The organism is Rhizobium sp. O111, from assembly GCF_055616315.1.
The window spans coordinates 2372662-2396366 of sequence record NZ_JBSHXL010000001.1 but is presented as its reverse complement, the minus strand read 5'-3'; the positions used below and the strand labels follow the sequence as shown (position 1 = coordinate 2396366).

The window sequence follows — 23705 nt, the reverse complement described above, 5'->3', positions numbered from 1 at the left end:
CGCAATCTGCAAGTCATCAGATCAGATTATCGAGGTGATGTCATGGCTTGCGTAACCAACGAACATATGGCCCAACGCGTGGCCGAACCGACCCATATCAGGGCTTTCGAGTGGCTGGCGCATCTGTTGCGGGGGCTTGCCGTGCGTCTGGCGCGGCCGGACCGGCTGGATCTCGAGGGTATGCCGGATCGCGTCAAGCGCGACCTCGGATTCATGGACGGGCGCGATCCCTATATCGAGGATGCGCGGACACGGTAGGCGGCGAGCGCGGTCAGGATTTCGGCCGCGGTCATGGCGGCGATCACTTCCGGCCGCTTGTCGCGCACCTGTTGGCCGCCGATCGGCAGCGTCAGCCGCTCCATCCACGCCCTCTCGCCACCCGCCTCGCGCTGCAGCCAGCTTGAGAAGGTGGCGCGCTTGGTGGCCGAACCGATCATGCCGGTATAGGCAAGATCGGTGCGGGCGAGCGCCTCGCGGGCGATCAGGAAGTCGAGGGCGTGGTCATGCGTGAGGATAACGATGACGGCGCCCGCGCGCATCTCCTGCACCAGCGCTTCGGGCATGGCGACGAGCCGGGCGTTGATACCCTCCGGCAGATGCGCGAGTTCGTCCTCACGGGTTTCGATCACGGTGACGTCGAGCGGCAGCGGCGAAAGCGCTATCGCGAGCGCGCGGCCGACATGGCCGGCGCCGAACAGCCAAACCTCCGGCCGCCGCTCCGCCTCGTCGCTGCGCCGCTCCTCCAGCTCGCGGACCACGTCCTCTGTCACACGACGAAACCGCAACTGCGTGCGCCCGCCGCAGCATTGGCCGATTTCGGGGCCGAGGGGGATATCCATCACGTTGCGGCCGTCGGCGCCCTGCAGAAGCTTGCGGGCGTTGGCGATCGCCATGAACTCGAACTGCCCGCCGCCGATGGTGCCCCAGATGGTGTCGATTGCAACCAGCATGAAGGTGCCGGTTTCGCGGGGGGTGGAGCCTTGGGTGCCGGTGATGTCGATCAGGATGGCGTCGGGGTGGGTGGCGATGAATTGGGGGAGGGTGGTCATTGTGGGATGACCGGGGGGGGGTGTGGGGATGGGGTTGTTCGCGGTGGGGCCTTTATGGGCGGAGTTTATGAAGGTGAGGTTTGTGGGTGTGATACCCCCCTCTGCCCTGCCGGGCATCTCCCCCACAGGTGGGGAGATTGGCTGGGGGCGGCCGCTCGTTTCACGCTCAATTTTTGCGAAAGCCTCGCCACTTGCCGATCTCCCCCCTTGTGGGGGAGATGCCCGGCAGGGCAGAGGGGGGTGTGCCACACCCGCAAGGCCAGCAAATCCTGCGAGCCCAGCAAACCCACCAAACCCCTTATTCCCAGTCATACCGCCTTCATCCGCTCGACCGCCATCAGCACCCGCTCCGGCGTCGCCGGCGCGTCGAGCCTCGGGCAGACCTTGTAATCCGCCACGCTCGCCACCGCCATCGACAGTGCCTCCAGCACGGAGATCGCCAGCATGAACGGTGGTTCGCCGACGGCCTTGGAGCGGCCGATCGTCTGTTCGGCGTTTTCGGACCATTCGGCCAGCTTGACGTTGAAGATCTTCGGGCGGTCGGAGGCGAGCGGGATCTTGTAGGTGGAGGGGGCGTGGGTGCGCAGGCGGCCCTTGGCGTCCCACCAGAGTTCTTCCGTCGTCAGCCAACCCATGCCCTGCACGAAGGCGCCCTCGACCTGGCCGATGTCGATCGCAGGGTTCAGCGAGCGGCCGACATCGTGGAGGATATCGGTGCGGTCGATCAGATATTCGCCGGTCAGCGTGTCGATCGAGACTTCGGTGCAGGAGGCGCCGTAGGAATAATAATAGAAGGGCGTGCCCTTTCCGGCGGCGCGGTCCCAGTGGATCTTAGGGGTCTTGTAGAAGCCGGCGGCCGATAGCTGCACGCGGGCGAAATAGGCTTGGCGGATGAAGTCGGGGAAGGGGATTTCCTGGTTGCCGACGCGCACCCGGTTGGGCAGGAAGGCGATCTCGGAGACCGGGACGTCCCATTTCTCGGCGGCGAAGGCGACGAGGCGTTCCTTGATCTGGCGGGCGGCGTCATAGGCGGCCATGCCGTTGAGATCTGTGCCGGAGGAGGCCGCCGTGGCGGAGGTGTTGGGCACCTTGCCGGTGGTCGTCGCGGTGATCTTCACATGCTCGATATCGATCTGGAAGCTGTCGGCCAGAACCTGAGCCACCTTGGTATAAAGGCCCTGGCCCATCTCGGTGCCGCCGTGGTTCAGGTGGATCGAGCCGTCCTGGTAGACATGGACGAGCGCGCCGGCCTGGTTGAAGGCGGTGAGCGTGAAGGAGATGCCGAACTTCACCGGCGTCAGCGCGAGGCCCTTTTTGATGTAGCGGCTGTCGCGGTTGAATTCGATGATCTCTCGGCGCCGCGCCTGGTAGTCGGCGCTCTCCTCGAGCTCGCCGACGATCCGCTCGAGGATGCTGTCCTCGACCTCCTGGTGATAGGGCGTCAGCGTGCGGCCGGAGCCGGGCTGGCCGTAGAAATTCAGCTTTCTGATATCCAGCGGGTCCTTGCCGACGGCATAGGCGATTTCCTCGATGAAACGCTCGGCCCCCAGCATGCCCTGCGGCCCGCCGAAGCCGCGAAAGGCGGTGTTGGAGACGGTGTGGGTCTTGAGCGGCTTTGAGGTCAGGTGCACATGCGGATAGAAATAGCTACTGTCGGCATGAAACAGCGCGCGGTCGGTGACGGGGCCTGAGAGGTCAGACGAGAAGCCGCAGCGGGCGGCATAGGTGGCGTCGACCGCGTGGATGCGGCCTTCCTCGTCGAAGCCGAGTTCGTAATCGACCATGAAGTCGTGACGCTTGCCGGTGGCCGCCATGTCCTCGTCGCGGTCGGGGCGGAACTTGATTGATCGTTTCAGCTTCTTGGCGGCAATGGCTGCGAGTGCCGCGAACTGGTTGCCCTGCGTTTCCTTGCCGCCGAAGCCGCCGCCCATGCGGCGCACGTTCACCGTCACGGCGTTTGAGGGGATGTTGAGCACATGGCCGACGATGTGCTGGATCTCGCTCGGATGCTGCGTCGAGGACCAGACGGCGACTTCGTCGTCCTCGCCGGGAATGGCCATGGCGATCTGGCCTTCGAGATAGAAGTGCTCCTGGCCGCCGATCCGCATCTGGCCCTTCAGCCGGCGGGCGGCGTTTGCCATCTCGCTCTTCGCCTCGCCGCGGCTCAGCGTCATCGGACTGGTGACCAGCGCGCCGCCGTTTTCAAGCGCGCCGTCGATGTCGCTCCAGTGGGCGAGGTCGCGATATTCGATCTTCGCCTTGCGGGCGGCGCGGCGCGCGATGTCGCGGGTCTCGGCGATCACGGCAAAGATCGGCTGCTGGTGGAATTCGACCTTGGTTTCGGCCAGCAGCGGCTCGTCGTGGCTGCCATTGGAGCTGACGTCGTTGATCCCGGGCACGTCCTTGCCGGTGAAGACCCAGACGACACCGGGGGTGGCGGCGACCTCGGAGAGGTCCATGCTGACGATCTCGGCATGCGCCCGGTCCGACAGGCCGAGCGCGCCGTGGAGCAGGCCTGCGGGCTCCGGAAGGTCGTCGATGTAATCGGCCGTGCCGGTGACGTGCTTGTGGGCGCTGTCATGGCGGCGCGAGGCGTGCATCGGGCCGGAGATGATGAAGGTGGGGTCGGGGAAGGCAGACTTGTCCATCAGGGGTTGCCTCCTGTGGTGAGGGTTTGGGGGTGGGGGGTTATTGAGGGCGTGCCGTGTGGCCCCCTCATCCGACCCTTCGGGCCACCGACCGGGGGCGGGCCGCTCGCTCCATCTTCCCTTCGCCCCATAGGGGAGAAGGTGGCCCGAAGGGTCGGATGAGGGGGCCACACGGCACAACGCTGCGTATCAGCAATCATCACGCCACCTCCTCGAACCGCCGCAACTCAGCCGGCGCACCCGTCGTCTCCAGATAAAACCGCGTCAGCAAATTCTTCGCCGTCAGCTGCCGATACGCAGCCGTCGCCCGCCAATCCGAAAGCGGCTGGAAGTCGGCGTCGAAGGCGTCTCGCACCGCCTCGATCGTCTCTTCGCTCCACGGCCGGCCGATCAGTTCGTTTTCGACGGCGCGGGCGCGTTTCGGGGTGCCGGCCATGCCGCCGAAGGCTATCCTCACATCGTTGACGTCGCCTTGCTCGTCGAGCGTCAGATAGAAGGCGCCGAGCACGGCGGTGATGTCCTCGTCACGGCGCTTGGTGATCTTGTAGACGGCAAAATGCGTGTCTTCGGCCGGGTAGGGCACGAAGAGGCTCTCGACGAACTCGCCCGGGCGGCGATCCTGCTTGCCGTAGTCGATGAAATAATCCTCCAGCCGCAGCATGCGCGTGCCCTCCGTCGAGCGCAGCTTGACGGTGGCGCCGAGCGCGATCAGCGGCGGCGGGCTGTCGCCGATCGGCGAGCCGTTGGCGATGTTGCCGCCGATCGTACCCATGTTGCGCACCTGCTCGCCACCGATGCGGGTGATCAGCCGGCCAAGCGTCGGGACCTTGCTCGCGATCGTCTCGAAGGCGCGGGTGTAGGTCACGCCGGCGCCGATGGTGATGCCGCCTTCGCCTGAGGTGATCGTCTGCAATTCCTGGAGATGGTTGATGAAGACCACGGGGTTCAGCGCCCGCATCTGCTTGGTCACCCACAGCCCGACATCGGTCGAGCCGGCGACGATGGTTGCCTTCGGCTCGTCGGCCAGAATGCGCGCCAGCGCTTCCAGCGAGCCGGGCACCAGCAGGCGGTCCTCGCCCGAGGTGATCGAGATTGTGCCCGATCCCTGCATCGCCCACAATCTTGCGACGATGTCGGAGCGCGTGCGCTCCAGTGGGTCGAACAACGCGCTGGGGCGTGTCCTCGCCACCTGTTCGGCGGCCTTGACGATCGGCTCGTAGCCGGTGCAGCGACAGAGATTGCCCTGCAGCGCCTTTTCGATCTCGCCACGATCGGGATTGCTGTTTGCGAGCCACAATCCATACATCGACATGACGAACCCAGGGGTGCAGAAGCCGCATTGCGAGCCGTGACAGTCGACCATCGCCTGCTGCACCGGATGCAGCGTGCCGTCCTTGGCGGCCAGATGCTCGACGGTGACGACATGGGTGGCGTTCAGCGAGCCGATGAAGCGGATGCAGGCATTGACGGATTCATAGTGCAACTTGCCGTCGATCAGCCGGCCGACCAGAACCGTGCAGGCGCCGCAGTCGCCCTCCGCGCATCCTTCCTTCGTGCCCGTCAGCCGGCGCTTCAGCCGCAGGAAATCGAGCAGCGTCTCGGTAGGCTTGACGTCTCTCAGCGTGACGTCTTCCCCATTCAGGATAAAGCGGATGCTGTCGTTCATGTCGTTCCCGATTTTTCTCTTTATTTTAGATGGTTATGCCGCCGTCCAGCCCCCGTCAATCGAGATGTGGGTGCCCGTCACCTGGCGGGCCTCGTCGCTGGCGAGATAAAGCGCTAAGGCGCCGATCTCCTCGGCCTTGACGAATTCATGCGTCGGCTGCGCCTTCAGGATCACCTCGGTCTTGACCTGTTCCTCGGTCATCCCGCGCGCCTTGGCGGTATCCGGGATCTGCTTTTCCACCAGCGGGGTCAGCACGTATCCCGGGCAAATGGCGTTGACGGTCACGCCCGTTTCGGCAAGCTCGAGTGCGGCCGTCTTCGTCAGGCCGAGTATACCATGCTTTGCCGCGACATAGGCGGATTTGAACGGCGAGGCGACGAGCGCATGCGCCGAGGCGATATTGATGATGCGCCCGTGCTTCTTCTCCTTCATCAGCGGGATCGTCGCGCGCATCGTGTGAAACGCGCTGGAGAGATTGATCGCGATGATCTGGTCCCACTTGTCGATCGGGAAATCCTCGATCTTCTCGACATGCTGAATGCCGGCATTGTTGACGAGCACATCGACGCCGCCGAAGGTCTTGGCGGCGGTGGCGATGAGGTCGGCGATCTCCTCCGGCTTGGTCATATCAGCAGGGTGATGGATGACGCCTGCCTTCGAGAGTGATTCAAGCCGTTCGGTTATGCCCTTGATTTCCTCGGGCTTTCCGAAGCCATTGAGGACGATGTTGTCACCCTTGCCGGCGAATGCGGTGGCGATCGCCAGGCCGATGCCGCTGGTGGATCCGGTGACGACGACTGTTCTGGCCATGAGGTTCTCCGATTTGTCCTGCGACGCGGTTGTGTGGAGCGTAGTCCGGAATCGGTTGGGCTGGCAATTGGGGGACGGTGTTGTGGGGAGGCATCGGTGTCGGGAGAGCCATTCCCGTAGTGCGGATGGGACGTGCTTAGATCCTCGGCACGAGGCCGAGGATGACGCCGAGATTTTTGTAACCGATTGAACACTAAGCGAATTCCCGCCCGCAACGTCATCCTCGGGCTCGTCCCGAGGATCTAAGCACGCCGCCAGGAATGCAACGGTGATGGGATCCTCAAGGCCGCAACGCTCAAAACCAACGGCCCAACAAATTTCACTTTAATTTCTTTTCACATTCGTTTGCCTGCATTATTCATTCAATCCGAAGCAGTTCATGGGAGGATGACAATGGCGGGGTATGTACTGGCGATCGACCAGGGGACGACGTCGACGCGGGCGATCGTGTTCGATGGCGAGATGAAGATCGCCGGCGCGGGCCAGAAGGAATTCAAGCAGATCTATCCGCAATCCGGCTGGGTCGAGCATGATCCGGAGGAGATCTGGGACAGCGTCGTCTCGACCATCAAGATGGCGATCCGCGAGGCGAAGATCAGCGCCAAGGACATCGCAGCACTGGGGATCACCAATCAGCGCGAGACCGTCGTGGTCTGGGAGCGCGAGAGCGGCAAGCCTATTCATAACGCCATCGTCTGGCAGGACCGCCGGACCGCGAGCTATTGCGACAAGCTGAAGAAGCAGGATCTGGAAAAGACCTTCACCAGGAAGACCGGCCTGCTGCTCGACCCCTATTTCTCCGGCACCAAGCTTTCCTGGATGCTGGCCAATGTAAAGGGGGCGAGGGCGCGGGCGGCCAAGGGCGAGCTCTGCTTCGGCACGATCGACACGTTTCTGATCTGGCGGCTCACCGGCGGCAAGAGCTTCGTCACCGACGCCACCAACGCCTCGCGGACGCTGATGTACAACATCGCCAGCAACGAATGGGACAAGGACCTCCTGGAGATCCTGCGCGTTCCCTCGGCCATGCTGCCCGAGGTCAAGGATTGCGCGGCCGATTTCGGCGTTACCGAGCCTCACATCTTCGGCGCCGCGATCCCGATTTTAGGTGTGGCCGGCGACCAGCATGCGGCGACGATCGGGCAGGCCTGCTTCGAGCCGGGCATGATGAAATCCACATATGGCACAGGCTGCTTCGCCGTGCTCAACACCGGCGCCGACATGGTGCGCTCGAAAAACCGGCTCTTGACGACCATCGCCTACCGGCTGGACGGCGAGACGACCTATGCGCTTGAGGGTTCGATCTTCATCGCGGGAGCCGCCGTGCAATGGCTGCGCGACGGGCTCGGGATCATCGACAGCGCGTCTAAGACCGGCGAACTGGCCGATGCCGCCGATCCCTCGCAGGAGGTCTATCTGGTGCCTGCCTTCACCGGGCTCGGCGCGCCACACTGGGACGCGAACGCCCGCGGCGCGATCTTCGGCCTGACGCGCAACAGTGGGCCGAAGGAGTTCGCGCGCGCGGCACTCGAAGCCGTCTGCTACCAGTCGCGCGACCTGCTCGACGCCATGCACAAGGACTGGAAGGGCGGCGTCGACGAGACCGTGCTGCGCGTCGACGGCGGCATGGTGGCTTCCGACTGGACGATGCAGCGGCTGGCCGACATTCTCGACGCGCCGGTCGACCGTCCCGTCATCCTCGAGACCACGGCCCTGGGCGCCGCCTGGCTCGCCGGCAGCCGCGCGGGTGTGTGGCCCGACAAGGCGGCGTTCGCCAGGAACTGGAAGCGCAACAACCGCTTCGAGCCCGATATGGACGAGAAGACCCGGGCGGCCAAGCTCAAGGGCTGGCGCAGTGCGGTGAAGCGGACGCTGAGCGAGGGGTGACGCGGACGCGCTGGCGGTGTCTTTGACGCCTTCGCCGATCGTTCTACAATGCCTGCCAATCTTGACATGTGGAGGAGCAGGCATGGTGTCGATGACGGTCGAGCTGCGCAATGTCGCGGGAACCCAGGCGGCGATGGGATGGGCCGGTGGCCATACCATCGTCGTCGACAGGCCGCAGGGCAAGGCGGGCGGGCAGGGGCTCGGCTTCAACGGCGCGCAGTTGCTGGCGCTGGCGCTCGGCGGCTGCTTCTGCAACGACCTGCGCTATGTCGCCGAAGAGATGGGGTGCGAGCTCGGCAGCATCGCGGTGTCTGTCACCGTGGAGCTCGATGGCAGCCCGCTGGTGACGACCGCCGCGCATATGCAGGTCGCCTGCGAGATGGCCGACGGCTCCAGCGCCGACGCGGTGATCGAGAAGGCAAGGGCTAGCTGCATGGTCAGCAATTCACTTCAGCGCGGCGTTGCCGTCTCGATCGAGGCGGTGCGCTAGAGCCTTTCCTGGTTAGATTGAAGCATTCTGTTGGCTCAAACGGAGTCGGATGGTCGACCGGCCGGCGCGCGTCGTAGCCAACGCATACGGCCAAGCCGGCCGGACGATCAGGCGGCCCGTTTCAGCCAACCCCCGCTGGTTTGCTTCGCAAACCGGCTAGGGGCCGGGCATCTCTCCGCCAGGATCAAAGGCGATCGGCTCGACCGTACCTGGGGTATGCCCTTCGCCAATCGCCTTTGCCCTGACGAAAACCTGCTCCGGCAGAATGCTTCAAGCTAACCAGGAAAGGCTCTAGGCTTTACGTCGCAACCACCTGCCGCTGGCGTCTTGCCGGCGGGGCATAGAGCCAGCCGGCGCCGCCGCGGTCGGCCACGGCGCGGATTGCCAGCGACAGGCCGATTGCAACGACCACCACCAGCGGCGCCGTGAGATAGCCGAGCGTTGCGCTTTCGCCGATCGCGGCGGCGATGGTGGCGACCAGGAGCGAGACGATCATCACATGGGTGACGTAGACGGGCAGTGTGTTGCGGCCGAAATAGGCGAAGGCATTGCGCACGCTCTCCCACCGAGACAAGAGGACCGCCGTGCCGCAGAGCCAGGCAAGGCCGGCGATGGAAGAGGCCAGCGCCCAGCTGCCCTTGTCGACGGCCTGCAGCCGCCAGCGCAGCACGTATAGCGCCGAGAACAGAAGGAAGCCGCCGAGCGCCGTCAGAAACGGGCGGGCGGTGATGAGGTGCACGACCGAGCGCCCGTACCAGCATCCGAACAGGAAGAAGACGAAATACTGCAGCACGTTGCGATGGGTGAAGAGATCGATCGCCAGATGGTCGCCGAAGGTGAGGATGGAGACGATGGCGGCTATGGCGATGGTGATCGCATGCGGCGTCGATTGCAGCAGCTTGGTGGCGACCATGAAGATGGCGAGCGCCCAGATAAACCAGATGCCGGTGTTCGGCGCCCACCACATTTCCAGCAGCTGATAGGGATCGCTGCCTTCCGTGGGGACGAGCGCGTTCTGCTGCACGTAGCGGAAGAACAGCCAGCGGGCGGTGCTCCAGATGGCGAAGAGGTAGACCAGCAGCCAGATCTTGCGGCGCAGGAAATCGCTCCACGGCGCGCGCATGGCCGATGCCGCCAGGAAGCCGGAGACGGTGAAGAACAGCGGCATGCGGATCGGCGTCATGATGGCGCTGAAACGGGCGTAGAGATCGGGCGCGATGGCGTGGAAGTCGTGATAGAGCAGCGTGTGGTAGATCACCACCAGGATGATCGACATGCCCTTGGCGATATCGAGCCATTCGATACGGGTCTTCTCCTGCCGCTGCTCCAAGCGCCGTCCTCCATTTTGCATTGCAGCAAATTGAAGGGGGCATTGTGGCGAAAACGTGGGATAGCAGAAATTTATGGTCGCTATCCGCAGTTGTCTTCTGTGGGAGGGCGCTCAGAACGGATTGACGTAGTTGGTGATGGCGATCTGGCGCAGCAGCACCTTGCGGATGATGTGCGTCGGCGTGACGTGATCAGTGTAGATCGCCGCATCGCCGGTGCTGCCGGCCGGCAACACGTCGGCGACGTCCTTGTCGTCGAGCCTGATGCGCACGGCAAGCGGCAGGGCGGCGATTTCCTTCGGCGCCACCGCCAGGCCAGAAGTCTGCGTCTGGCCGCTCGCCACCGCCTGCAGCACGCTTTCCACCTTGCCCGGATAGACCTTGCCCGGCGCGTATTTGAACGTGATCTCGACCGGCTGGCCGGGAGTGATGTAGCGCGCGTTGATCTGCGCGATCTCGATGCCGATGATGGTGTCCGACGTATCGATGAAGGCCATGACGGGTGACAGCGGCAGGCTGCTGACGCGCGCACCCTTGCGAAGCGCGAGATTGGTGACGTAGCCGTCGGCTGGTGCCCGGACCACCGTCTTGTCGAGGTTCCACTGCGCCTCGGCGATCTCGGCCTTCAGTTGGTCGGTTTGCGCCTGCGCCTGCTCGACGTCGAAGCCGCAGCCGGCGCCGGTGGTCTGCAGCCGTGTCGTCTCAGAAAGCCTCAGAGTGGCGAGTTCGAGCTGCGCCTTAAGCGCGTCGAGCTTGGCCTGGTAGGGCACGGGGTCGATGCGGAAGAGCACGTCGCCAGCCCTCAGCGGCGTGTTGGCGATAACAGGGACATCGATGACCTCGCCGGCGACATTGGGGACGATCGCCACGGAATTGCGCACGACCAGTGCCGCTCCCTGCGGCGCGCCCCAGCCCATCGGGATGAACAGGCCGATCAAGAGAAGCAGGAAGACAAGCGCCGGCGAGACCTTCCAGAAGAGGTTGAAGGGTACGATCTTCAACTTCACCAGCAGGAAGAGGATGACCAGATAGACGTTGAGGAGAACGACGATCATCGGTTCTTCTCCGCGCTTGTCACGCGTGGGACGTCAACATAGGCCCAGATCACCACCAGCGGCCAGAACGCGAAGCCGAGCAGCAGCGTCACCCAGCCGCCGACGCTGACGGCCTGAGCCCAGGGATGATTGCGCCTGCGGGCGATCATGCCGGGCAGCATCGCCAGGAAGAGGATGACCGCAAGCGTGCTGGCCGCCAGCACGATCAGCACGATCCACGCGAAAATATCGACGGCGCTCATGCGGGGTCTCCCTGCCGGTCAAGATCGACGGCAGCAGACCATGCGGCGGCGGCGGTGCGGAAGTACGTTACCGTAAATGCAACGGTGCTGTATCCGGTCCCGCCAGACCGCGAGCCCTGACCGCCGCAATTTTTTGCTGCGTCCTGTCGGCGGGCGGGTTACTCCTTCGTCATTGAGGAAGAGGAGTATGAGATGCTGTATGCGATCCTTTGCTATGCCGATGAAGAGCGGGTTTTCTCCTGGACCAAGGAGGAAGAGGACGCCGTGATGGCGAAGCTTTATGCGGTTCAGGCGCCCTTGGCCGAAAGCGGCAAGCTCGGGCCGGTCGGCCGGTTGATGCCGACCACGGCGGCGACCACGGTGCGCAAGGGCAAGGAAGAGCCGCTGGTGCTCGATGGGCCGTTTGCCGAGACCAAGGAAGCGCTGCTCGGTTTCTACGTGGTCGATTTCGACACGCTGGAGGAGGCCGTCGCCTTTTCCAAGGAGCTTTCATCAGTCAATCCCGGCTCCACATCCTATGAAATCAGGCCGTTCTACGTGTTCCGGCCGGGAGAAAGTGCGACATGACAGACATTGCCTGGATCGACGTGACGCTCGCTTCCGCCCGGCCGAAGGCGCTCGGCGCGCTGCTCAGATACTTCCGCGATCTCGATATCGCGGAAGAGGCCTTCCAGGAGGCCTGCCTGCGCGCTGTCAGAACCTGGCCGGACAAGGGGCCGCCGCGCGATCCGACGGCATGGCTGATCTTCGTCGGCCGCAACAGCGGCATCGACGCCGTGCGCAAGCGCTCGAAGACCCAGGCGTTGCCGGATGAGGAGCTGATCTCGGACACGGAGGATGCCGAAAGCGATATCGCCGAGCGGCTGGACACGTCCAACTACCGCGACGACATCCTGCGCCTGCTCTTCATCTGCTGCCATCCCGACCTGCCGGCGACGCAGCAGATCGCGCTGGCGCTCCGGATCGTATCCGGCCTTTCGGTGCAGCAGATCGCCCGCGCCTTCCTGGTCGGCGAGAGCGCCATGGAGCAGCGGATCACGCGGGCCAAGGCGCGTGTCGCCAAGGCCGGCGTTCCCTTCGAGACGCCGGATGCGGCGGAGCGGGCCGAGCGGCTGTCGATCGTTTCGACGATGATCTATCTCGTCTTCAACGAGGGCTACAGCCAGGCCGACCCCAAAGCGGAGGCCTGCGCCTTTTCCGACGAGGCGATCCGGCTGGCGCGGCTTTTGCTGCGCATCTTCCCCGGCGAGCCGGAGCTGATGGGGTTGCTCGCGCTGATGCTCTTGCAGATCTCACGCCGCCCGGCGCGCTTCAGCGCCGACAACGAGATCGTGCTGCTGGAAGATCAGGACCGGTCGCTCTGGAACCGCGAGCTGATCAACGAGGCCCTTGCGCTGCTCGACAAGGCGATCCGCCATCGGCAGCCGGGGAGCTACCAGTTCCAGGCGGCGATCGCCGCGCTGCATTCACGCGCCAAGAGGGCTGAGGATACCGACTGGGAGGAGATCGAGCTGCTCTATCGTGCGCTGGAGCGCATGCAGCCGTCTCCCGTCATCACGCTCAACCGAGCGGTCGCCGTCTCGAAGCTCAGAGGGCCGGGCGAGGCGCTGACGCTTGTGGAGACGCTTGGCGAAAAGCTCGACGGCTATTTCTATTATCACGGCCTGCGCGGCGGCCTTCTAAAGCAGATCGGCCGCCCGCGCGAGGCGCGCGAGGCGTTTGACCGCGCGATCGCGCTGGCGCATTCGGCACCCGAGGCGGCGCATATCCGCCGGCAGATTGACAGCCTGAAGATGGAGCCGGTGCTGCCGGCGGTGAAATAATTCCGAAAATCACCTTGCGCCCTGTCGGATCGGCGACATCTCACACGTTCTTGTAACAGACTGATCAAGAACAGGTTTCACGAAACAGGAGACGACACATGACCGCCATGCACGAGCTTATTCTCGTCCGCGAATTCGATGCGCCGCGCGAAAAGATCTTCAAGGCCTGGACCGATCCCGAGCTGATGAAGGAGTGGTTCGTGCCGCGTCCGTGGACGATATCGGACGCCAAGCTCGACGTGCGCGCCGGCGGCGCCAATCTGATCGTCATGCGCAGCCCCGAGGGGCAGGAGTTTCCCAATCGCGGCGTCTATCTCGAAGTGATCGAGAACGAGAAGCTGGTCTTCACCGACGCCTATACCAGCGCCTGGGTGCCATCCGAAAAGCCGTTCATGACGGCGACCGTGCTGCTCGAGGATCTCGGCAATGGCCGCACCAAATACACGGCAACGGCCGTGCACTGGACCGCCGAGGACAAGAAGACCCACGAGGAAATGGGCTTCCACGAGGGCTGGGGCAAATGCGCAGACCAGCTCGCCGAGCTTCTGGCGCGGATTTGATTTGAACAAACCGAACAAGGGGATGGGACGATGTCCGCAGTCATTGATTCAAATCCGGCGCAGCCACGCTGGCAGACAGTCACAGGCCTCGTGCTGAGCGGCCTCATCGTCGCCTTCCTCGTCTTCGACGGCGCGATCAAGCTGGTGCCGATCGCGCCCGTGACCGAGACGCTGACGGCGCTCGGCTACTCCGCCGACCCGATGCTCGCCCGTAGCCTCGGCATCATCACGCTTGCCTGCGCCCTGCTATACGCCATCCCGCGAACCTCGGTGCTCGGGGCGATCCTGCTCACCGGCCTGCTCGGCGGCGCGATCGCCACGCATTTGAGGGTCGGGAGCCCGGTGTTTTCGCACCTGCTCTTCGGCGTCTATCTCGGGCTGATGGCCTGGGGCGGGCTCTATCTGCGCCACGAGGCGGTTCGCAGGATGATTCCGTTCAGGCTTTGAAGTGCTTGAAATGAGAGTCGGATTTGGCGGCGCGCAACTTATGTAGTAACGTAGCTACAAAGAGGTGCCGCCATGACCATCATCAGCAGCCGCGAATTCAATCAGAACCGATCGAGCGCCTTCCGTGCAACGGCAAAGGGTGCGGTGATCATCACGGACCGGGGGAAGCCGGCCTATGTGTTGCTGACGGTGGACGAGTACCGGAAGCTGACCAAGCAGGAGGACTCCATCAGCGAGGCCTTCTATGTTCCGGGCGCTGACGAGATCGAGTTCGAGATCCCGAAGCTCGATGACACCGGCATCAAGCCGGTCGATTTCTCCTGATGTATCTGATCGACACCAACGTCGCCTCCGAGCTTCGAAAATTGCGAAACGGCAAGGCCGATCCGGCCTTTGCTGCCTGGTTTGGCGGTATCAGTCTCGATGTCGTCTATCTCTCGGCGATCAGCATTTTCGAGATCGAGTACGGCATTCTGCTTCTCAAGCGCCGCGATCCCATTCAGGCGGAGGTTCTGAAGGAATGGCGTGACAAGATACGCGAGCGGCTACAGTCGCGGGTCATTCCTGTTGATGAGGCGATCGCTCTTGATTGCGCCGCGTTGAATGTGCCCGTTACGCGGCCGCTAAGCGATGCCTTCATCGGCGCGACAGCGCGGACGCATGGACTTGTTCTCGTTACCCGCAACGTCAAGGATTTCCAGAACATGGGGCTCGAGGTCGTCAACCCATGGGATGGGCCGGCCTAGCTCCCCCATCAACTTTATCGAACGATCCGTTCTAGAATTTGTCATTGCGCCCCACCTCGGCCATCCTTATCTGCAATCTAAAGATTTCAACGGGATGCACGCCATGGAACTCGGCCTTTATACCTTCGCAGACGTCAACCCCAATCCTTCGAGGAGCAAGGGGGCGGAAGGGGCCGAGAGGTTGAAGCATCTGATCGAGGAGATCGAGCTTGCCGATCAGGTGGGGCTCAATGTCTTCGGGCTGGGCGAGCACCACCGGCCGGATTATGCGGCGTCCGCGCCGGCCGTGGCGCTGGCAGCGGCCGCGGTGAAGACCAAGAACATCCGGCTGACGAGCGCCGTCACCGTGCTGTCCTCCGACGATCCGGTGCGGGTGTTTCAGCAATTCTCGACGCTCGATCTTCTTTCCAACGGCCGCGCCGAGATCATGGCGGGGCGGGGGTCGTTCATCGAATCCTTCCCGCTGTTCGGCTATAATCTTGAGGATTACGACCAGCTGTTCGAGGAAAAGCTCGACCTTCTGCTCGCCCTTCGTGACAGTGAGGCGGTAACTTGGTCGGGCGAGATGCGGCCGGCTATCAACGGGCGCGGCGTTTATCCCCGGCCGCTCCAGGATCCTTTGCCGGTTTGGATCGCGGTTGGCGGCACGCCGCAGTCGGTGGCGCGCGCCGGTGCGCTCGGGCTGCCGGTGGCGCTGGCCATCATCGGCGGCGAGCCGCATCGGTTTGCGCCGCTGTTCGATCTTTATCGCGAGGCCGCACGGCGTGCCGGGCAGGATCAGGCCAAGCTCAAGACATCGATCAACGTGCACGGCTTCGTCGCCGACACGACGGATGCGGCGGCCGATCAGTTCTACGGGCCGCAGGCGGAAGTGATGAACCGGATCGGCCGCGAGCGCGGCTGGGGGCCGACGAGCCGTCCGCATTTCGACGCCTCGCGCGGGCCGAAGGGTGCGCTCTTCGTCGGCGATCCCGAGGTGGTGGCCGAAAAGATCATCGCCCATCACAAGCTCTTCAAGAACGATCGCTTCCTGTTGCAGATGGCGATCGGGCTGATGCCGCACGACCAGATCATGCGCGGGATCGAGCTCTACGGCACGAAAGTCGCGCCGATCGTCAGAAAGGCATTGACTGAGAGCGGCGAAGGGGCGAAAGCCAGCGCCTAAAGCAGGAGCTTCATGGCGTAAAGGATGAATTGGATTTCCCCCGGCGTCGTGTTCTGTTCCAGATTCGAGAGCCGGCCGACCGGCCGTAACCTTAGGGCCGGAAACGGAATTTCATGATTATCGAGACTGAAGACGAACTCCTGAAGCTCAAAGAGATCGGCCGCATCTGCGCCAATGCGATCCAGATCATGGCGTCGTCCATGGAGCCCGGGATCACCACGCAGGAGCTCGACGATATCGGCCGCAAGGTGCTCGAAAGTGCCGGCGCGCGCTCGGCGCCGGAGTTCTGCTACCAGTTTCCCGGTGCAACGTGCATCAGCGTCAACGAGGAGATCGCGCATGGTATTCCCGGTTCGCGCGTCATCCGCCCGGGTGATCTCGTCAATATCGACGTCTCGGCCGAAAAGGACGGTTTCTTCTCCGATACCGGCGCCTCCTTCGTCGTGCCGCCGTCGAAATCCAAGCTCGACAAGCTCTGCCGCGACGGCAAGCGGGCGCTTTGGGTCGGTCTCAACCAGGTGAAATCGGGCGAGCCGCTGGCCAAGATCGGCCAGGCGATCGGCGCGTTCGCGGCCAAGAACCGCTATACGCTGGTGGCGAACCTCGCCAGCCACGGCGTCGGCCGTTCGCTGCACGAGGAGCCGGGCGAACTTTCGACATGGCCGGATCCGTCCGAGAAGCGGATCATGACGGATGGGCTGGTCTTCACCGTCGAGCCCTTCCTGTCGCTCGGCGCCACATGGGCCGAAGGCGGCGACGATGCCTGGACGCTCTATGCGGATCCGCAGGCGCCGACAGTGCAATACGAACACACCGTGGTCGCGACCCGCAACGGGCCTATGATCCTGACGCTGCCGGATGGGCAGGCTTAAAAACGGCTTCGACGATCTGTCTTACGATATAACGGCCCCATAATGCGAGACGCCCTGCTCAGAGAGCAGGGCGTTTCCGTTTGGCTTGGTGAAGCCGTCGTGATTAGTCGTTCTTGGGCTGCTGCAGGATCTCGGCGGCGGCCCTTTCGAGGATGCCGGCGATGCGCTTGGCTTCGTCCTTCGACCAGGGATAGCGCAGCTTCAGCGCCGATTTCAAAAGCATGCGGGCGGCGGCGACTTCGCTCTTGTCCTCGGGGAAGGCTTCTTCCTCGCGTTCCCTGCCATAGCTTTCCGGGCCGCGGCTTTCCGGATCGAAGATACGGCGCACATGCGCCATCTTCTCGCCGATGCGCTCCAGCTTTCCAAGCGTCATTTCGATCATGGAACTGTTCTCCTCGACCTGTTTGCGGCCGCTTTCGGTGATGCGGTAGAGCTTCTTCGTGCCCTCCGCCTCGACCTCGGCGAGGCCGGTTTCTTCCAGATAGGTCAGCGCCGGATAGATGACGCCGGGGCTCGGGACATAGAAGCCGCCAGAGCGCTCTTCCAAGAGCTTGATCAGCTCGTAGCCATGGCGCGGCTGTTCGGCCAGAAGCGCCAGGATCACCAGCTGCAGGTCGCCTGCCGCGAACTTCCGCCCCATGCGAAAGCCGCCGCCACCCATCATTCCACCTCTAAAACCTCTCATCGATCACTCCTTATGATGTATCGTTGATTATGTCGTAAAACATATATCGTAAGATATGACGTTTCAAGGGCGGGCCGAAAATTTCCGGAATTGATGGGTTCATCAGAAAATCTTGATTGCGGCTCGCGGTATGCGGCGCGATAAGCGAGCCATGTTGGCTCGCAATGAACTCCCCCACGCCCCCCTGTTTCGCACGGCATTGGCCGGAATGATCGCCATGGCGGCGGCCATGGGCTTTGGGCGGTTTTCCTATACGCCGATCCTGCCTGGGATGATGAGCGGCGTGCCGCTGTCGGCTGCCGATGCCGGCTTCATCGCGTCCGCCAATTTCGTCGGTTATCTCGTGGGCGCGGTTCTCGCCGCCTATGGCTGGGCGGCGGGGCGCGAGCGCAAGGTGGCGCTGTCGGCACTTCTCGCCAATGCCATCCTGCTCGCCGCTATGGCCACGACCCATTCCGTCATGCTCTTTGCCGTCATCCGCTTTCTCGCCGGCCTCGCCAGCGCCTTCGCCATGATCTTCACTTCGTCGATCGTGCTCAGCCACGGCGCTGCCGCTGGCAACGACCATGTGCAGTCGGCGCATTTCGGCGGGCCGGGGGCGGGGATCGCGCTGTCGTCGGTGATGGTCTTCGTCATCGGGCTCATCGCGCATGGCGGCCCGGATGCCTGGCGGATCGACTGGATCGGCGGGGCGATCTATTCGGCGATCAGCCTGGTGCTCGTCTGGCTGCTTTTGCCTTCGGGTCCCGTTGTCAGCGGGCAGACCGGCAAGGAGCCGCCGATCACATGGAGCCGGCCGATGCTGCTCGTGACACTCTCCTACGGGCTGTTCGGCTTCGGCTATGTCATCACCGCCACCTTCTTGGTCACCATCGCCCGCATGGCGGCATCAGGTGCCGTGGTCGAATTCCTCTGCTGGTTCATCGCCGGATTGACGTCTGCCGTCGCGCTGTTTGCGTGGAAGCCGCTTGTGCGGCCGCTCGGGCTCGGCTGGATCTATGTCGCGGCCCTTCTGGTCGAGGCGCTCGGCGTGCTCGCGACCGTGATGCTGCCGCCATCGGTGGCGCCGCTGATCGGCGGCGCGCTGTTCGGCGCGACCTTTCTTGCCATCACCGCCTACGGGCTGCAGATCGGTCGCAAGCTGGTGCCATCAAGCCCGCGCCGGGCATTCGCAATGATGACGGCGGCCTTCGGCTTCGGCCAGATCGTCGGTCCGATCGTCGCCGGCGCGCTTGCCGAGCGCACGGGAAGCTTCGTCGCGCCCACCTATGTGGCGGCAGCCGCGCTCGTCGTCTGCGCCATCATGGTCATGCCTGTGATCAAGAAGCTCTCCTAAGCGGTTACAATTGCGTAACAATGGCGTCAGGCCATTGCCGCTTTCCGCGAACTGCCTTAATTTCCGGCGCAATCGCTCTTATAGAGCTTGCGAAGACACTCGTTCAGGAAAGCAATCCCACCCGTGTTTCTATCCTACTTCCCGAAGCCGAAACTCTTCTTCACATCGGCCGTCGTCTGGGCGCTCATCGGCGTTCTCCTTTGGTATTTCGGAGGCTCGAGCCTCGGCGCCGCGATCGGCCTGCCGCCGCTGGCACCAGGTCAGGAAGCGCCGATCGGCGTGTCCGTGTTCTGGTCGACGCCGTTCCTGTGGTTCTACATCTACTACGTCGTCTTCATCGCCATCTTCGCCGGCTTCTGGTTCACCTACAGCCCGCATCGCTGGCAGATGTGGTCGGTGCTCGGCTCGGCGCTGATCATCTTCAACACCTATTTCTCGGTGCAGGTGAGCGTCGCCATCAATGCCTGGTACGGTCCGTTCTACGACCTTATCCAGCAGGCGCTGGCAAAGACGGCGCCCGTCACCGCCTCGCAGCTCTATCTCGGCATGCTCGGCTTTGCCGGCATCGCCTTCGTGGCGATCACGGTCGGCGTGCTCAACCTGTTCTTCGTCAGCCACTGGATCTTCCGCTGGCGCACGGCGATGAACGAATACTACATGGCCCACTGGCCGAAGCTGCGCCACATCGAAGGCGCCTCGCAGCGTGTGCAGGAAGATACGATGCGGTTCTCGTCGACGGTCGAAAGCCTCGGCGTCAGCCTGGTCAGCTCCGTCATGACGCTGATCGCCTTCCTGCCGGTTCTCTTCAAGATCGGCGCCAGCATCACCGAACTGCCGCTGATCGGCGACGTCCCGCATGCGCTCGTCTGGGCGGCGATCTTCTGGTCGGTGTTCGGCACGGTGTTCCTCGGCCTCGTCGGCATCAAGCTGCCCGGCCTCGAATTCCGCAACCAGCGCGTCGAAGCGTCCTACCGCAAGGAACTCGTCTACGGCGAGGACCACGCCGACCGCGCGACGCCGCCGACGGTGGCCGAGCTCTTCGCCAATGTGCGCCGCAACTATTTCCGGCTCTATTTCCACTACATGTACTTCAACGTCGCCCGCATCTTCTATCTGCAGGCCGACAACCTGTTCAGCCTGATCGTGCTGGTCCCGTCGATTGTCGCCGGCAAGCTGACGCTTGGCCTGCTAACGCAGATCAACAACGTCTTCGACCAGGTGCGCGGCTCGTTCCAGTATCTCGTCAATTCCTGGACGACGATCGTCGAGCTGCTCTCGATCTACAAGCGCCTGCGCACCTTCGAATCCGCCATCGACGGCGAGCCGCTGCCGGATATCGACCAGCGCTATCTGGAGCGTGAGCAGGGGGTCATTCACGCCGACGGCTAGTTGGGGTGAGGTTGGGTTTGGGAGACGCCGCGTGTCTTGGATGCGCGGCGTTTTTTGTTTGTGGGGTAAAAGACCCTCTCTGCCTGCCGGCATCTCCCCCACAAGGGGGGAGAACGCTGGGGGTGGCGGCTCGCTCCACGTTTGCTGTCTGGGCGAGCGATATCCACGAGTCTTCTCCCCCCTTGTGGGGGAGATGGCCGGCAGGCCAGAGAGGGCATGACCCGGCAAAGCGCCAAACTTATCCCACCCACCACGCACACCAAAACCGCGCGCGAAGCAAAGCCTCGCGACGGTCGACGTCATAAAGCGGGAAGGGCAGGCAGTTTGTTATAGGTGGTATTGGTTGTCAGGCTGTCCGCCTGCCCGATCACCTCGGTTTTCGGTTTGCCCGACCTGACAGGAGCGTCTCTCGGATCGGTCTTGCCGGTGGATCATCGGCCCTGACGGCGTCCGATCCCCTTGGCAACCATCACCACACGCCGGATTTCGAGCGGCTGAGCATCCGGTTCGCGACCCGGCTCCCAGTGCGGTGACGAGGGGAGTATGGCGGGGTGGTGTGGGGTGGGGATGAGAAATGTGTGGGGTTGGGGTTAGGGTGTTGAGTGGGTTGAGGGATTTGTTTTCTGGGGTGGGTGGTCGTGCCCGTGCGGTGGGGTGGTGGTATGGGGAGGGTTCTACGGCGATGTCGCTAATGTCAGTGCCGAGCCATACCCCCCTCTGTCCTGCCGGACATCTCCCCCACAAGGGGGGAGATCGACTCGTGGCGTGCTCTCCATGCAAACATTGAGGTCGGAGCGAGTGGGTGCGCCCAGCCAATCTCCCCACCTGTGGGGAGATGCCCGGCAGGGCAGAGGGGGGTATCACACGGCAAAACGTTCAATGGCAGGTGGCTGAGGGCGGACACGGCAGAACGCCTACGGTTCTCCACCACCCCGCCAATCACAACCCCGAAGCCGGCGTCCCCTGCAGCTTGCCGCGCGCCTTGATCACAGGGATCGCCTCAGAATAGCTCACGCAGGCCACATCTTGGCGATGGCAGACGTCGCTCACCAGCCGGTCGAGCGCCCGCCAGTAGGCGCCGCCGTTCATCTCGACGAAGTGGAAGCCGAGCTGCAGCGGGATGCGGTCGCCCGTATACTGCTTGTCGAAGGCGCGGGAAAAGGCTGCGTAGGCGCGGTCTTCGAATTCCTTGCTGTCGGCCTTGTCTTCCTCGCCCTTGGAGTGGCGGACGAAGAGGTTGTAGTCCATGCCGACGATCGGGCGGTCGCGTGGGCCCTCGGGGATCAAGGGCAGGCCGAAGCGGATGATGCCGCCTTCCTCGACCGGCATGGCCGGACCCTTGGTGACGAGGCTGGCGTCATAGGTGAAGCCGGCCTTCTTTTCGGCGGCGATCATGTCCGAGCCAGCGGTCGCCGACAGATAAGGGGCGCGAAAGCCGTGGATGCCGTGGTCGACGAGATCCTGCCAGCCCTTCGGCTCTTCGAGGCCGACGCCCTTCCAGGCGTTCTTCAATGTCCGATGGAAGGTGGCGTATTCGTCCGACCAGTCGGCCTCGCTCCACTGGCGACCGTCGAAATGGCCGCAGGCGTGGCTGGAGATGTCGTGGCCCTCGAGATGGGCGTGCCAGATGTTGCCGAGGCGCTCGCGGATCTCGTCGTCGCTCTGGGCGAAGCCGATGTTGGAGCGCCCGGGCTTCTGGTGCGGCGCCTGATAGGCCTTCTTCATCTCCTTGTTCATCAGGAAGGTGCAGGAGAGGAAATAGGTGAAATGCGCGCCGTTCCTGGCCGCCATCTCGCGGCTCTTCTGCCACAGCGCGTTGTCGTGGGCGCCGTCGAAGGAGATCATCACCAGCTGCTTCGGCTTGGTCGCCGGGTTGGCGTTTGAGGCGCCGTCGGCGGTCTGGGCGAGCGCCGGGGCAATTGCCGGCGCGAGCAGCGAGAGGGCAAGCGACAGGGAAAGACAGGAACGAGAGATAAAACCAGACATCAAAGTAGACATGGGCACCGCGACAATTTGTTTCGGGCTTTTCTGTTACAGAATTGAGGCGAAGCTGCGGTGCCGCTGGCATTTTCCTCTTCGCGACGATAAGCCTGTCTCATAGTCAAAACAGGAATTTAGCGATGCAGCTTCTCATCTTGAGCCTCATCCTCTTTATCGGCCTTCACCTGATCCGCGTCATCGTTCCGGATTTCCGCCGGTCGATGATCGACAAGCTCGGCAAGCCGGTCTGGGGCGCCGTCCACGGCATCCTCAGCATCGTGACGTTGCTGTTCCTCGCCTACGCCTTCGATCAGGCGCGCGGCATGTATGGCACGCTCTACAATCCGCCGATCTGGATGGCGCATATCACGCTGACCCTGATGCTGATCGCGATGATCTGTCTGGTGGCGGGCTTCCTGCCCGCCGGGCATATCCGCGCCAAGCTGAAGTTTCCGCTTCTGGTGGCGATCAAGATCTGGGCGCTGTCGCATCTTCTCGCCAATGGCGAGCCGGAGGCGATCGTGCTGTTCGTGGCTTTCCTCGCCTGGGCGGTGCTTCTCCGGATCTCGATGAAGCAGCGGCTGCGCAATGGGGAAATCAAGCTGCCCGTGTTCGTCTCGGCCAAGTATGATCTCTATGCCGTGGTCATCGGCGCGGTGCTTTGGGCGGTCATCCTGTTCAAGCTGCACGAACTGGTGATCGGCGTTTCTCCGCTTGTGATGTGACGATTCTTTCACATCCCCCTTACAACGGATGCAAAATGGGGTAGAAGGCCCGACAATGTGCGTGCAACCCGCATGATTTTGCATATCCGCTGCCGGAGACGAGAATGGCATTCAACGACGATAGCTTCATTCGTGAGGTCAATGAGGAACTGCGTTCGGACCAGATGAAGGGTGCGTGGCAGCGTTTTGGCCGCTACCTGATCGTTCTGGCCGTCCTCATCGTTCTCGGCACTGTCGGCTACAAGGTGTTCCAGTATTGGGATAACAACCAGTCTTCGGGCACCGGCGACCAGTTCATCGCGGCCATGAAGCTTGCCGACGAGAACAAGAGCGACGAGGCGCTGACCGCGCTTGAGAAGCTCGAGAAGGAAGGCCATGGCGACTATCCGATCCTGGCCCGTCTGCGTGCTGCCTCCGTGCTTGCCCAGAAGGGTGACGCCACGGGCGCCATCGCCGCCTTCGACGTGATCGGCAAGGACGCCAAGGCGCCGGCACCGATCCGCGATGCCGCCAAGATGCGCGCCGCATGGCTCCTGATCGAAAACGGCACCTATGAGCAGGTCTCGGCCCAGGTCGAGGAAATGGCCGTTCCGACCAACGCATTCCGCCACTCCGCTCGCGAAGCGCTCGGCCTTGCCGCCTATAAGGCCGGCAACATGGCTCAGGCCCGCCAGTGGTACCAGGCGATCGCCGACGATGCGCAGTCACCGCGCAATGTTGCCAATCGCGCCCAGATGATGCTTGATAACATCACCGCATCCGGCAAGGCGCCCGCCGCACAGGGCTGAGTTTAGGGTATTTC

Annotated in this window: 24 protein-coding genes; 15 read left to right on the top strand and 9 right to left on the bottom strand. The window is 63.3% G+C overall.

The features are described from left to right. Positions 1-42 precede the first annotated feature (42 nt). Positions 43-258: a hypothetical protein gene (locus tag ACVTFQ_RS12170; protein WP_313760258.1), complete on the top strand. Its 216-nt coding sequence runs from the start codon at positions 43-45 to the stop codon at positions 256-258. Here ACVTFQ_RS12170 and xdhC read toward each other — a convergent pair. The 4 genes from xdhC to ACVTFQ_RS12150 form a co-directional block, all read right to left on the bottom strand. After that, positions 231-1049, bottom strand: a complete 819-nt coding sequence (xdhC, locus tag ACVTFQ_RS12165) for a xanthine dehydrogenase accessory protein XdhC (RefSeq protein ID WP_111562950.1) — start codon at positions 1047-1049, stop codon at positions 231-233. The genes ACVTFQ_RS12170 and xdhC overlap by 28 nt on opposite strands. Before the next feature lie 308 nt (positions 1050-1357). Beyond that, positions 1358-3697, bottom strand: a complete 2340-nt coding sequence (gene xdhB, locus ACVTFQ_RS12160) for a xanthine dehydrogenase molybdopterin binding subunit (RefSeq protein WP_111562948.1) — start codon at positions 3695-3697, stop codon at positions 1358-1360. A gap of 199 nt (positions 3698-3896) precedes the next feature. Continuing rightward, positions 3897-5363 (bottom strand): xanthine dehydrogenase small subunit, encoded by a 1467-nt coding sequence (gene xdhA / locus ACVTFQ_RS12155; protein WP_111562946.1) that lies wholly within the window; start codon positions 5361-5363, stop codon positions 3897-3899. Between the two features lie 33 nt (positions 5364-5396). Continuing rightward, complete coding sequence (locus ACVTFQ_RS12150) at positions 5397-6173, bottom strand: 3-hydroxybutyrate dehydrogenase (RefSeq protein WP_111562945.1); 777 nt, start codon at positions 6171-6173, stop codon at positions 5397-5399. A 393-nt stretch (positions 6174-6566) separates the two neighbouring features. Here ACVTFQ_RS12150 and glpK point away from each other — a divergent pair, with 393 nt between their 5' ends. Together glpK and ACVTFQ_RS12140 are read left to right on the top strand one after the other, a co-directional pair. Next, positions 6567-8060 (top strand): glycerol kinase GlpK, encoded by a 1494-nt coding sequence (glpK, locus tag ACVTFQ_RS12145; protein WP_111562944.1) that lies wholly within the window; start codon positions 6567-6569, stop codon positions 8058-8060. A gap of 82 nt (positions 8061-8142) precedes the next feature. Next, entirely contained in the window at positions 8143-8550 is a 408-nt protein-coding gene (locus ACVTFQ_RS12140) for an OsmC family protein (RefSeq protein WP_111562943.1), read from the top strand. 298 nt (positions 8551-8848) lie between these two features. Here ACVTFQ_RS12140 and ACVTFQ_RS12135 read toward each other — a convergent pair whose 3' ends face one another. The 3 genes from ACVTFQ_RS12135 to ACVTFQ_RS12125 form a co-directional block, all read right to left on the bottom strand. Then, entirely contained in the window at positions 8849-9880 is a 1032-nt protein-coding gene (locus ACVTFQ_RS12135; RefSeq protein WP_162718225.1) for an acyltransferase family protein, read from the bottom strand. A 111-nt stretch (positions 9881-9991) separates the two neighbouring features. Then, the gene (locus ACVTFQ_RS12130; RefSeq protein WP_112437148.1) at positions 9992-10933 is read right to left on the bottom strand and encodes an HlyD family secretion protein; all 942 of its coding nucleotides are present in this window, start codon (positions 10931-10933) and stop codon (positions 9992-9994) included. After that, positions 10930-11175: a DUF3302 domain-containing protein gene (locus tag ACVTFQ_RS12125; RefSeq protein WP_111562940.1), complete on the bottom strand. Its 246-nt coding sequence runs from the start codon at positions 11173-11175 to the stop codon at positions 10930-10932. Before ACVTFQ_RS12125 ends, ACVTFQ_RS12130 begins: the two co-directional genes overlap by 4 nt. Before the next feature lie 192 nt (positions 11176-11367). Between ACVTFQ_RS12125 and ACVTFQ_RS12120 the strand changes: the two genes are divergently transcribed. The 8 genes from ACVTFQ_RS12120 to map all read left to right on the top strand — a co-directional run bounded on the left by ACVTFQ_RS12120 (position 11368) and on the right by map (position 16788). Further along, the gene (locus tag ACVTFQ_RS12120) at positions 11368-11742 is read left to right on the top strand and encodes a YciI family protein (RefSeq protein ID WP_018897284.1); all 375 of its coding nucleotides are present in this window, start codon (positions 11368-11370) and stop codon (positions 11740-11742) included. After that, positions 11739-12998 carry an RNA polymerase sigma factor gene (locus ACVTFQ_RS12115; RefSeq protein WP_111562939.1) on the top strand — a complete coding sequence of 420 codons (1260 nt, stop codon included), beginning with the start codon at positions 11739-11741 and terminating at the stop codon, positions 12996-12998. Before ACVTFQ_RS12120 ends, ACVTFQ_RS12115 begins: the two co-directional genes overlap by 4 nt. A gap of 98 nt (positions 12999-13096) precedes the next feature. Beyond that, on the top strand, positions 13097-13558 hold the full coding sequence (locus ACVTFQ_RS12110) for an SRPBCC family protein (RefSeq protein ID WP_111562938.1): 462 nt from the start codon (positions 13097-13099) through the stop codon (positions 13556-13558). Positions 13559-13588: 30 nt separating this feature from the next. Next, positions 13589-14005, top strand: coding sequence for a DoxX family protein (locus tag ACVTFQ_RS12105; protein WP_111562937.1), 417 nt, complete (start codon positions 13589-13591; stop codon positions 14003-14005). 72 nt (positions 14006-14077) lie between these two features. Continuing rightward, positions 14078-14329, top strand: a complete 252-nt coding sequence (locus ACVTFQ_RS12100; RefSeq protein ID WP_111562936.1) for a type II toxin-antitoxin system Phd/YefM family antitoxin — start codon at positions 14078-14080, stop codon at positions 14327-14329. Beyond that, positions 14329-14751, top strand: a complete 423-nt coding sequence (locus tag ACVTFQ_RS12095) for a PIN domain-containing protein (RefSeq protein WP_470423898.1) — start codon at positions 14329-14331, stop codon at positions 14749-14751. Before ACVTFQ_RS12100 ends, ACVTFQ_RS12095 begins: the two co-directional genes overlap by 1 nt. 103 nt (positions 14752-14854) lie before the next feature. Further along, positions 14855-15916: an LLM class flavin-dependent oxidoreductase gene (locus ACVTFQ_RS12090; protein ID WP_112437147.1), complete on the top strand. Its 1062-nt coding sequence runs from the start codon at positions 14855-14857 to the stop codon at positions 15914-15916. A 113-nt stretch (positions 15917-16029) separates the two neighbouring features. Further along, positions 16030-16788, top strand: a complete 759-nt coding sequence (gene map, locus ACVTFQ_RS12085; protein ID WP_047506259.1) for a type I methionyl aminopeptidase — start codon at positions 16030-16032, stop codon at positions 16786-16788. A 103-nt stretch (positions 16789-16891) separates the two neighbouring features. Here map and ACVTFQ_RS12080 read toward each other — a convergent pair whose 3' ends face one another. Further along, positions 16892-17473, bottom strand: a complete 582-nt coding sequence (locus ACVTFQ_RS12080; protein ID WP_111562933.1) for a PadR family transcriptional regulator — start codon at positions 17471-17473, stop codon at positions 16892-16894. Positions 17474-17624: 151 nt separating this feature from the next. Between ACVTFQ_RS12080 and ACVTFQ_RS12075 the strand changes: the two genes are divergently transcribed. After that, a complete protein-coding gene (locus ACVTFQ_RS12075) occupies positions 17625-18809 on the top strand; it encodes a YbfB/YjiJ family MFS transporter (RefSeq protein WP_111562932.1) in 1185 nt (394 codons plus the stop codon). Positions 18810-18932: 123 nt separating this feature from the next. Beyond that, positions 18933-20198: a bacteroid development protein BacA gene (gene bacA, locus ACVTFQ_RS12070; RefSeq protein WP_111562931.1), complete on the top strand. Its 1266-nt coding sequence runs from the start codon at positions 18933-18935 to the stop codon at positions 20196-20198. 939 nt (positions 20199-21137) lie between these two features. On the opposite strand, the gene ACVTFQ_RS12065 is transcribed toward bacA, so the two are convergent. After that, complete coding sequence (locus tag ACVTFQ_RS12065; protein WP_111562930.1) at positions 21138-22184, bottom strand: polysaccharide deacetylase family protein; 1047 nt, start codon at positions 22182-22184, stop codon at positions 21138-21140. 134 nt (positions 22185-22318) lie between these two features. Here ACVTFQ_RS12065 and ACVTFQ_RS12060 point away from each other — a divergent pair, with 134 nt between their 5' ends. Both ACVTFQ_RS12060 and ACVTFQ_RS12055 read left to right on the top strand, forming a co-directional pair. Beyond that, positions 22319-22903 (top strand): NnrU family protein, encoded by a 585-nt coding sequence (locus ACVTFQ_RS12060; protein ID WP_018897295.1) that lies wholly within the window; start codon positions 22319-22321, stop codon positions 22901-22903. Between the two features lie 104 nt (positions 22904-23007). After that, on the top strand, positions 23008-23691 hold the full coding sequence (locus ACVTFQ_RS12055; protein ID WP_018897296.1) for a tetratricopeptide repeat protein: 684 nt from the start codon (positions 23008-23010) through the stop codon (positions 23689-23691). The last annotated feature ends 14 nt before the right edge of the window (positions 23692-23705 follow it).

What these genes read in the sequence shown, in the direction of transcription:
- ACVTFQ_RS12170 (WP_313760258.1), top strand. Translation starts at nt 43, where the DNA reads ATGGCTTGCGTAACCAACGAACATATGGCCCAACGCGTGGCCGAACCG.
- xdhC (WP_111562950.1), bottom strand. Translation starts at nt 1,049, where the DNA reads ATGACCACCCTCCCCCAATTCATCGCCACCCACCCCGACGCCATCCTG.
- xdhB (WP_111562948.1), bottom strand. Translation starts at nt 3,697, where the DNA reads ATGGACAAGTCTGCCTTCCCCGACCCCACCTTCATCATCTCCGGCCCG.
- xdhA (WP_111562946.1), bottom strand. Translation starts at nt 5,363, where the DNA reads ATGAACGACAGCATCCGCTTTATCCTGAATGGGGAAGACGTCACGCTG.
- ACVTFQ_RS12150 (WP_111562945.1), bottom strand. Translation starts at nt 6,173, where the DNA reads ATGGCCAGAACAGTCGTCGTCACCGGATCCACCAGCGGCATCGGCCTG.
- glpK (WP_111562944.1), top strand. Translation starts at nt 6,567, where the DNA reads ATGGCGGGGTATGTACTGGCGATCGACCAGGGGACGACGTCGACGCGG.
- ACVTFQ_RS12140 (WP_111562943.1), top strand. Translation starts at nt 8,143, where the DNA reads ATGGTGTCGATGACGGTCGAGCTGCGCAATGTCGCGGGAACCCAGGCG.
- ACVTFQ_RS12130 (WP_112437148.1), bottom strand. Translation starts at nt 10,933, where the DNA reads ATGATCGTCGTTCTCCTCAACGTCTATCTGGTCATCCTCTTCCTGCTG.
- ACVTFQ_RS12125 (WP_111562940.1), bottom strand. Translation starts at nt 11,175, where the DNA reads ATGAGCGCCGTCGATATTTTCGCGTGGATCGTGCTGATCGTGCTGGCG.
- ACVTFQ_RS12120 (WP_018897284.1), top strand. Translation starts at nt 11,368, where the DNA reads ATGCTGTATGCGATCCTTTGCTATGCCGATGAAGAGCGGGTTTTCTCC.
- ACVTFQ_RS12115 (WP_111562939.1), top strand. Translation starts at nt 11,739, where the DNA reads ATGACAGACATTGCCTGGATCGACGTGACGCTCGCTTCCGCCCGGCCG.
- ACVTFQ_RS12110 (WP_111562938.1), top strand. Translation starts at nt 13,097, where the DNA reads ATGACCGCCATGCACGAGCTTATTCTCGTCCGCGAATTCGATGCGCCG.
- ACVTFQ_RS12105 (WP_111562937.1), top strand. Translation starts at nt 13,589, where the DNA reads ATGTCCGCAGTCATTGATTCAAATCCGGCGCAGCCACGCTGGCAGACA.
- ACVTFQ_RS12100 (WP_111562936.1), top strand. Translation starts at nt 14,078, where the DNA reads ATGACCATCATCAGCAGCCGCGAATTCAATCAGAACCGATCGAGCGCC.
- ACVTFQ_RS12095 (WP_470423898.1), top strand. Translation starts at nt 14,329, where the DNA reads ATGTATCTGATCGACACCAACGTCGCCTCCGAGCTTCGAAAATTGCGA.
- ACVTFQ_RS12090 (WP_112437147.1), top strand. Translation starts at nt 14,855, where the DNA reads ATGGAACTCGGCCTTTATACCTTCGCAGACGTCAACCCCAATCCTTCG.
- map (WP_047506259.1), top strand. Translation starts at nt 16,030, where the DNA reads ATGATTATCGAGACTGAAGACGAACTCCTGAAGCTCAAAGAGATCGGC.
- ACVTFQ_RS12080 (WP_111562933.1), bottom strand. Translation starts at nt 17,473, where the DNA reads ATGAGAGGTTTTAGAGGTGGAATGATGGGTGGCGGCGGCTTTCGCATG.
- ACVTFQ_RS12075 (WP_111562932.1), top strand. Translation starts at nt 17,625, where the DNA reads ATGTTGGCTCGCAATGAACTCCCCCACGCCCCCCTGTTTCGCACGGCA.
- ACVTFQ_RS12065 (WP_111562930.1), bottom strand. Translation starts at nt 22,184, where the DNA reads ATGTCTGGTTTTATCTCTCGTTCCTGTCTTTCCCTGTCGCTTGCCCTC.
- ACVTFQ_RS12060 (WP_018897295.1), top strand. Translation starts at nt 22,319, where the DNA reads ATGCAGCTTCTCATCTTGAGCCTCATCCTCTTTATCGGCCTTCACCTG.
- ACVTFQ_RS12055 (WP_018897296.1), top strand. Translation starts at nt 23,008, where the DNA reads ATGGCATTCAACGACGATAGCTTCATTCGTGAGGTCAATGAGGAACTG.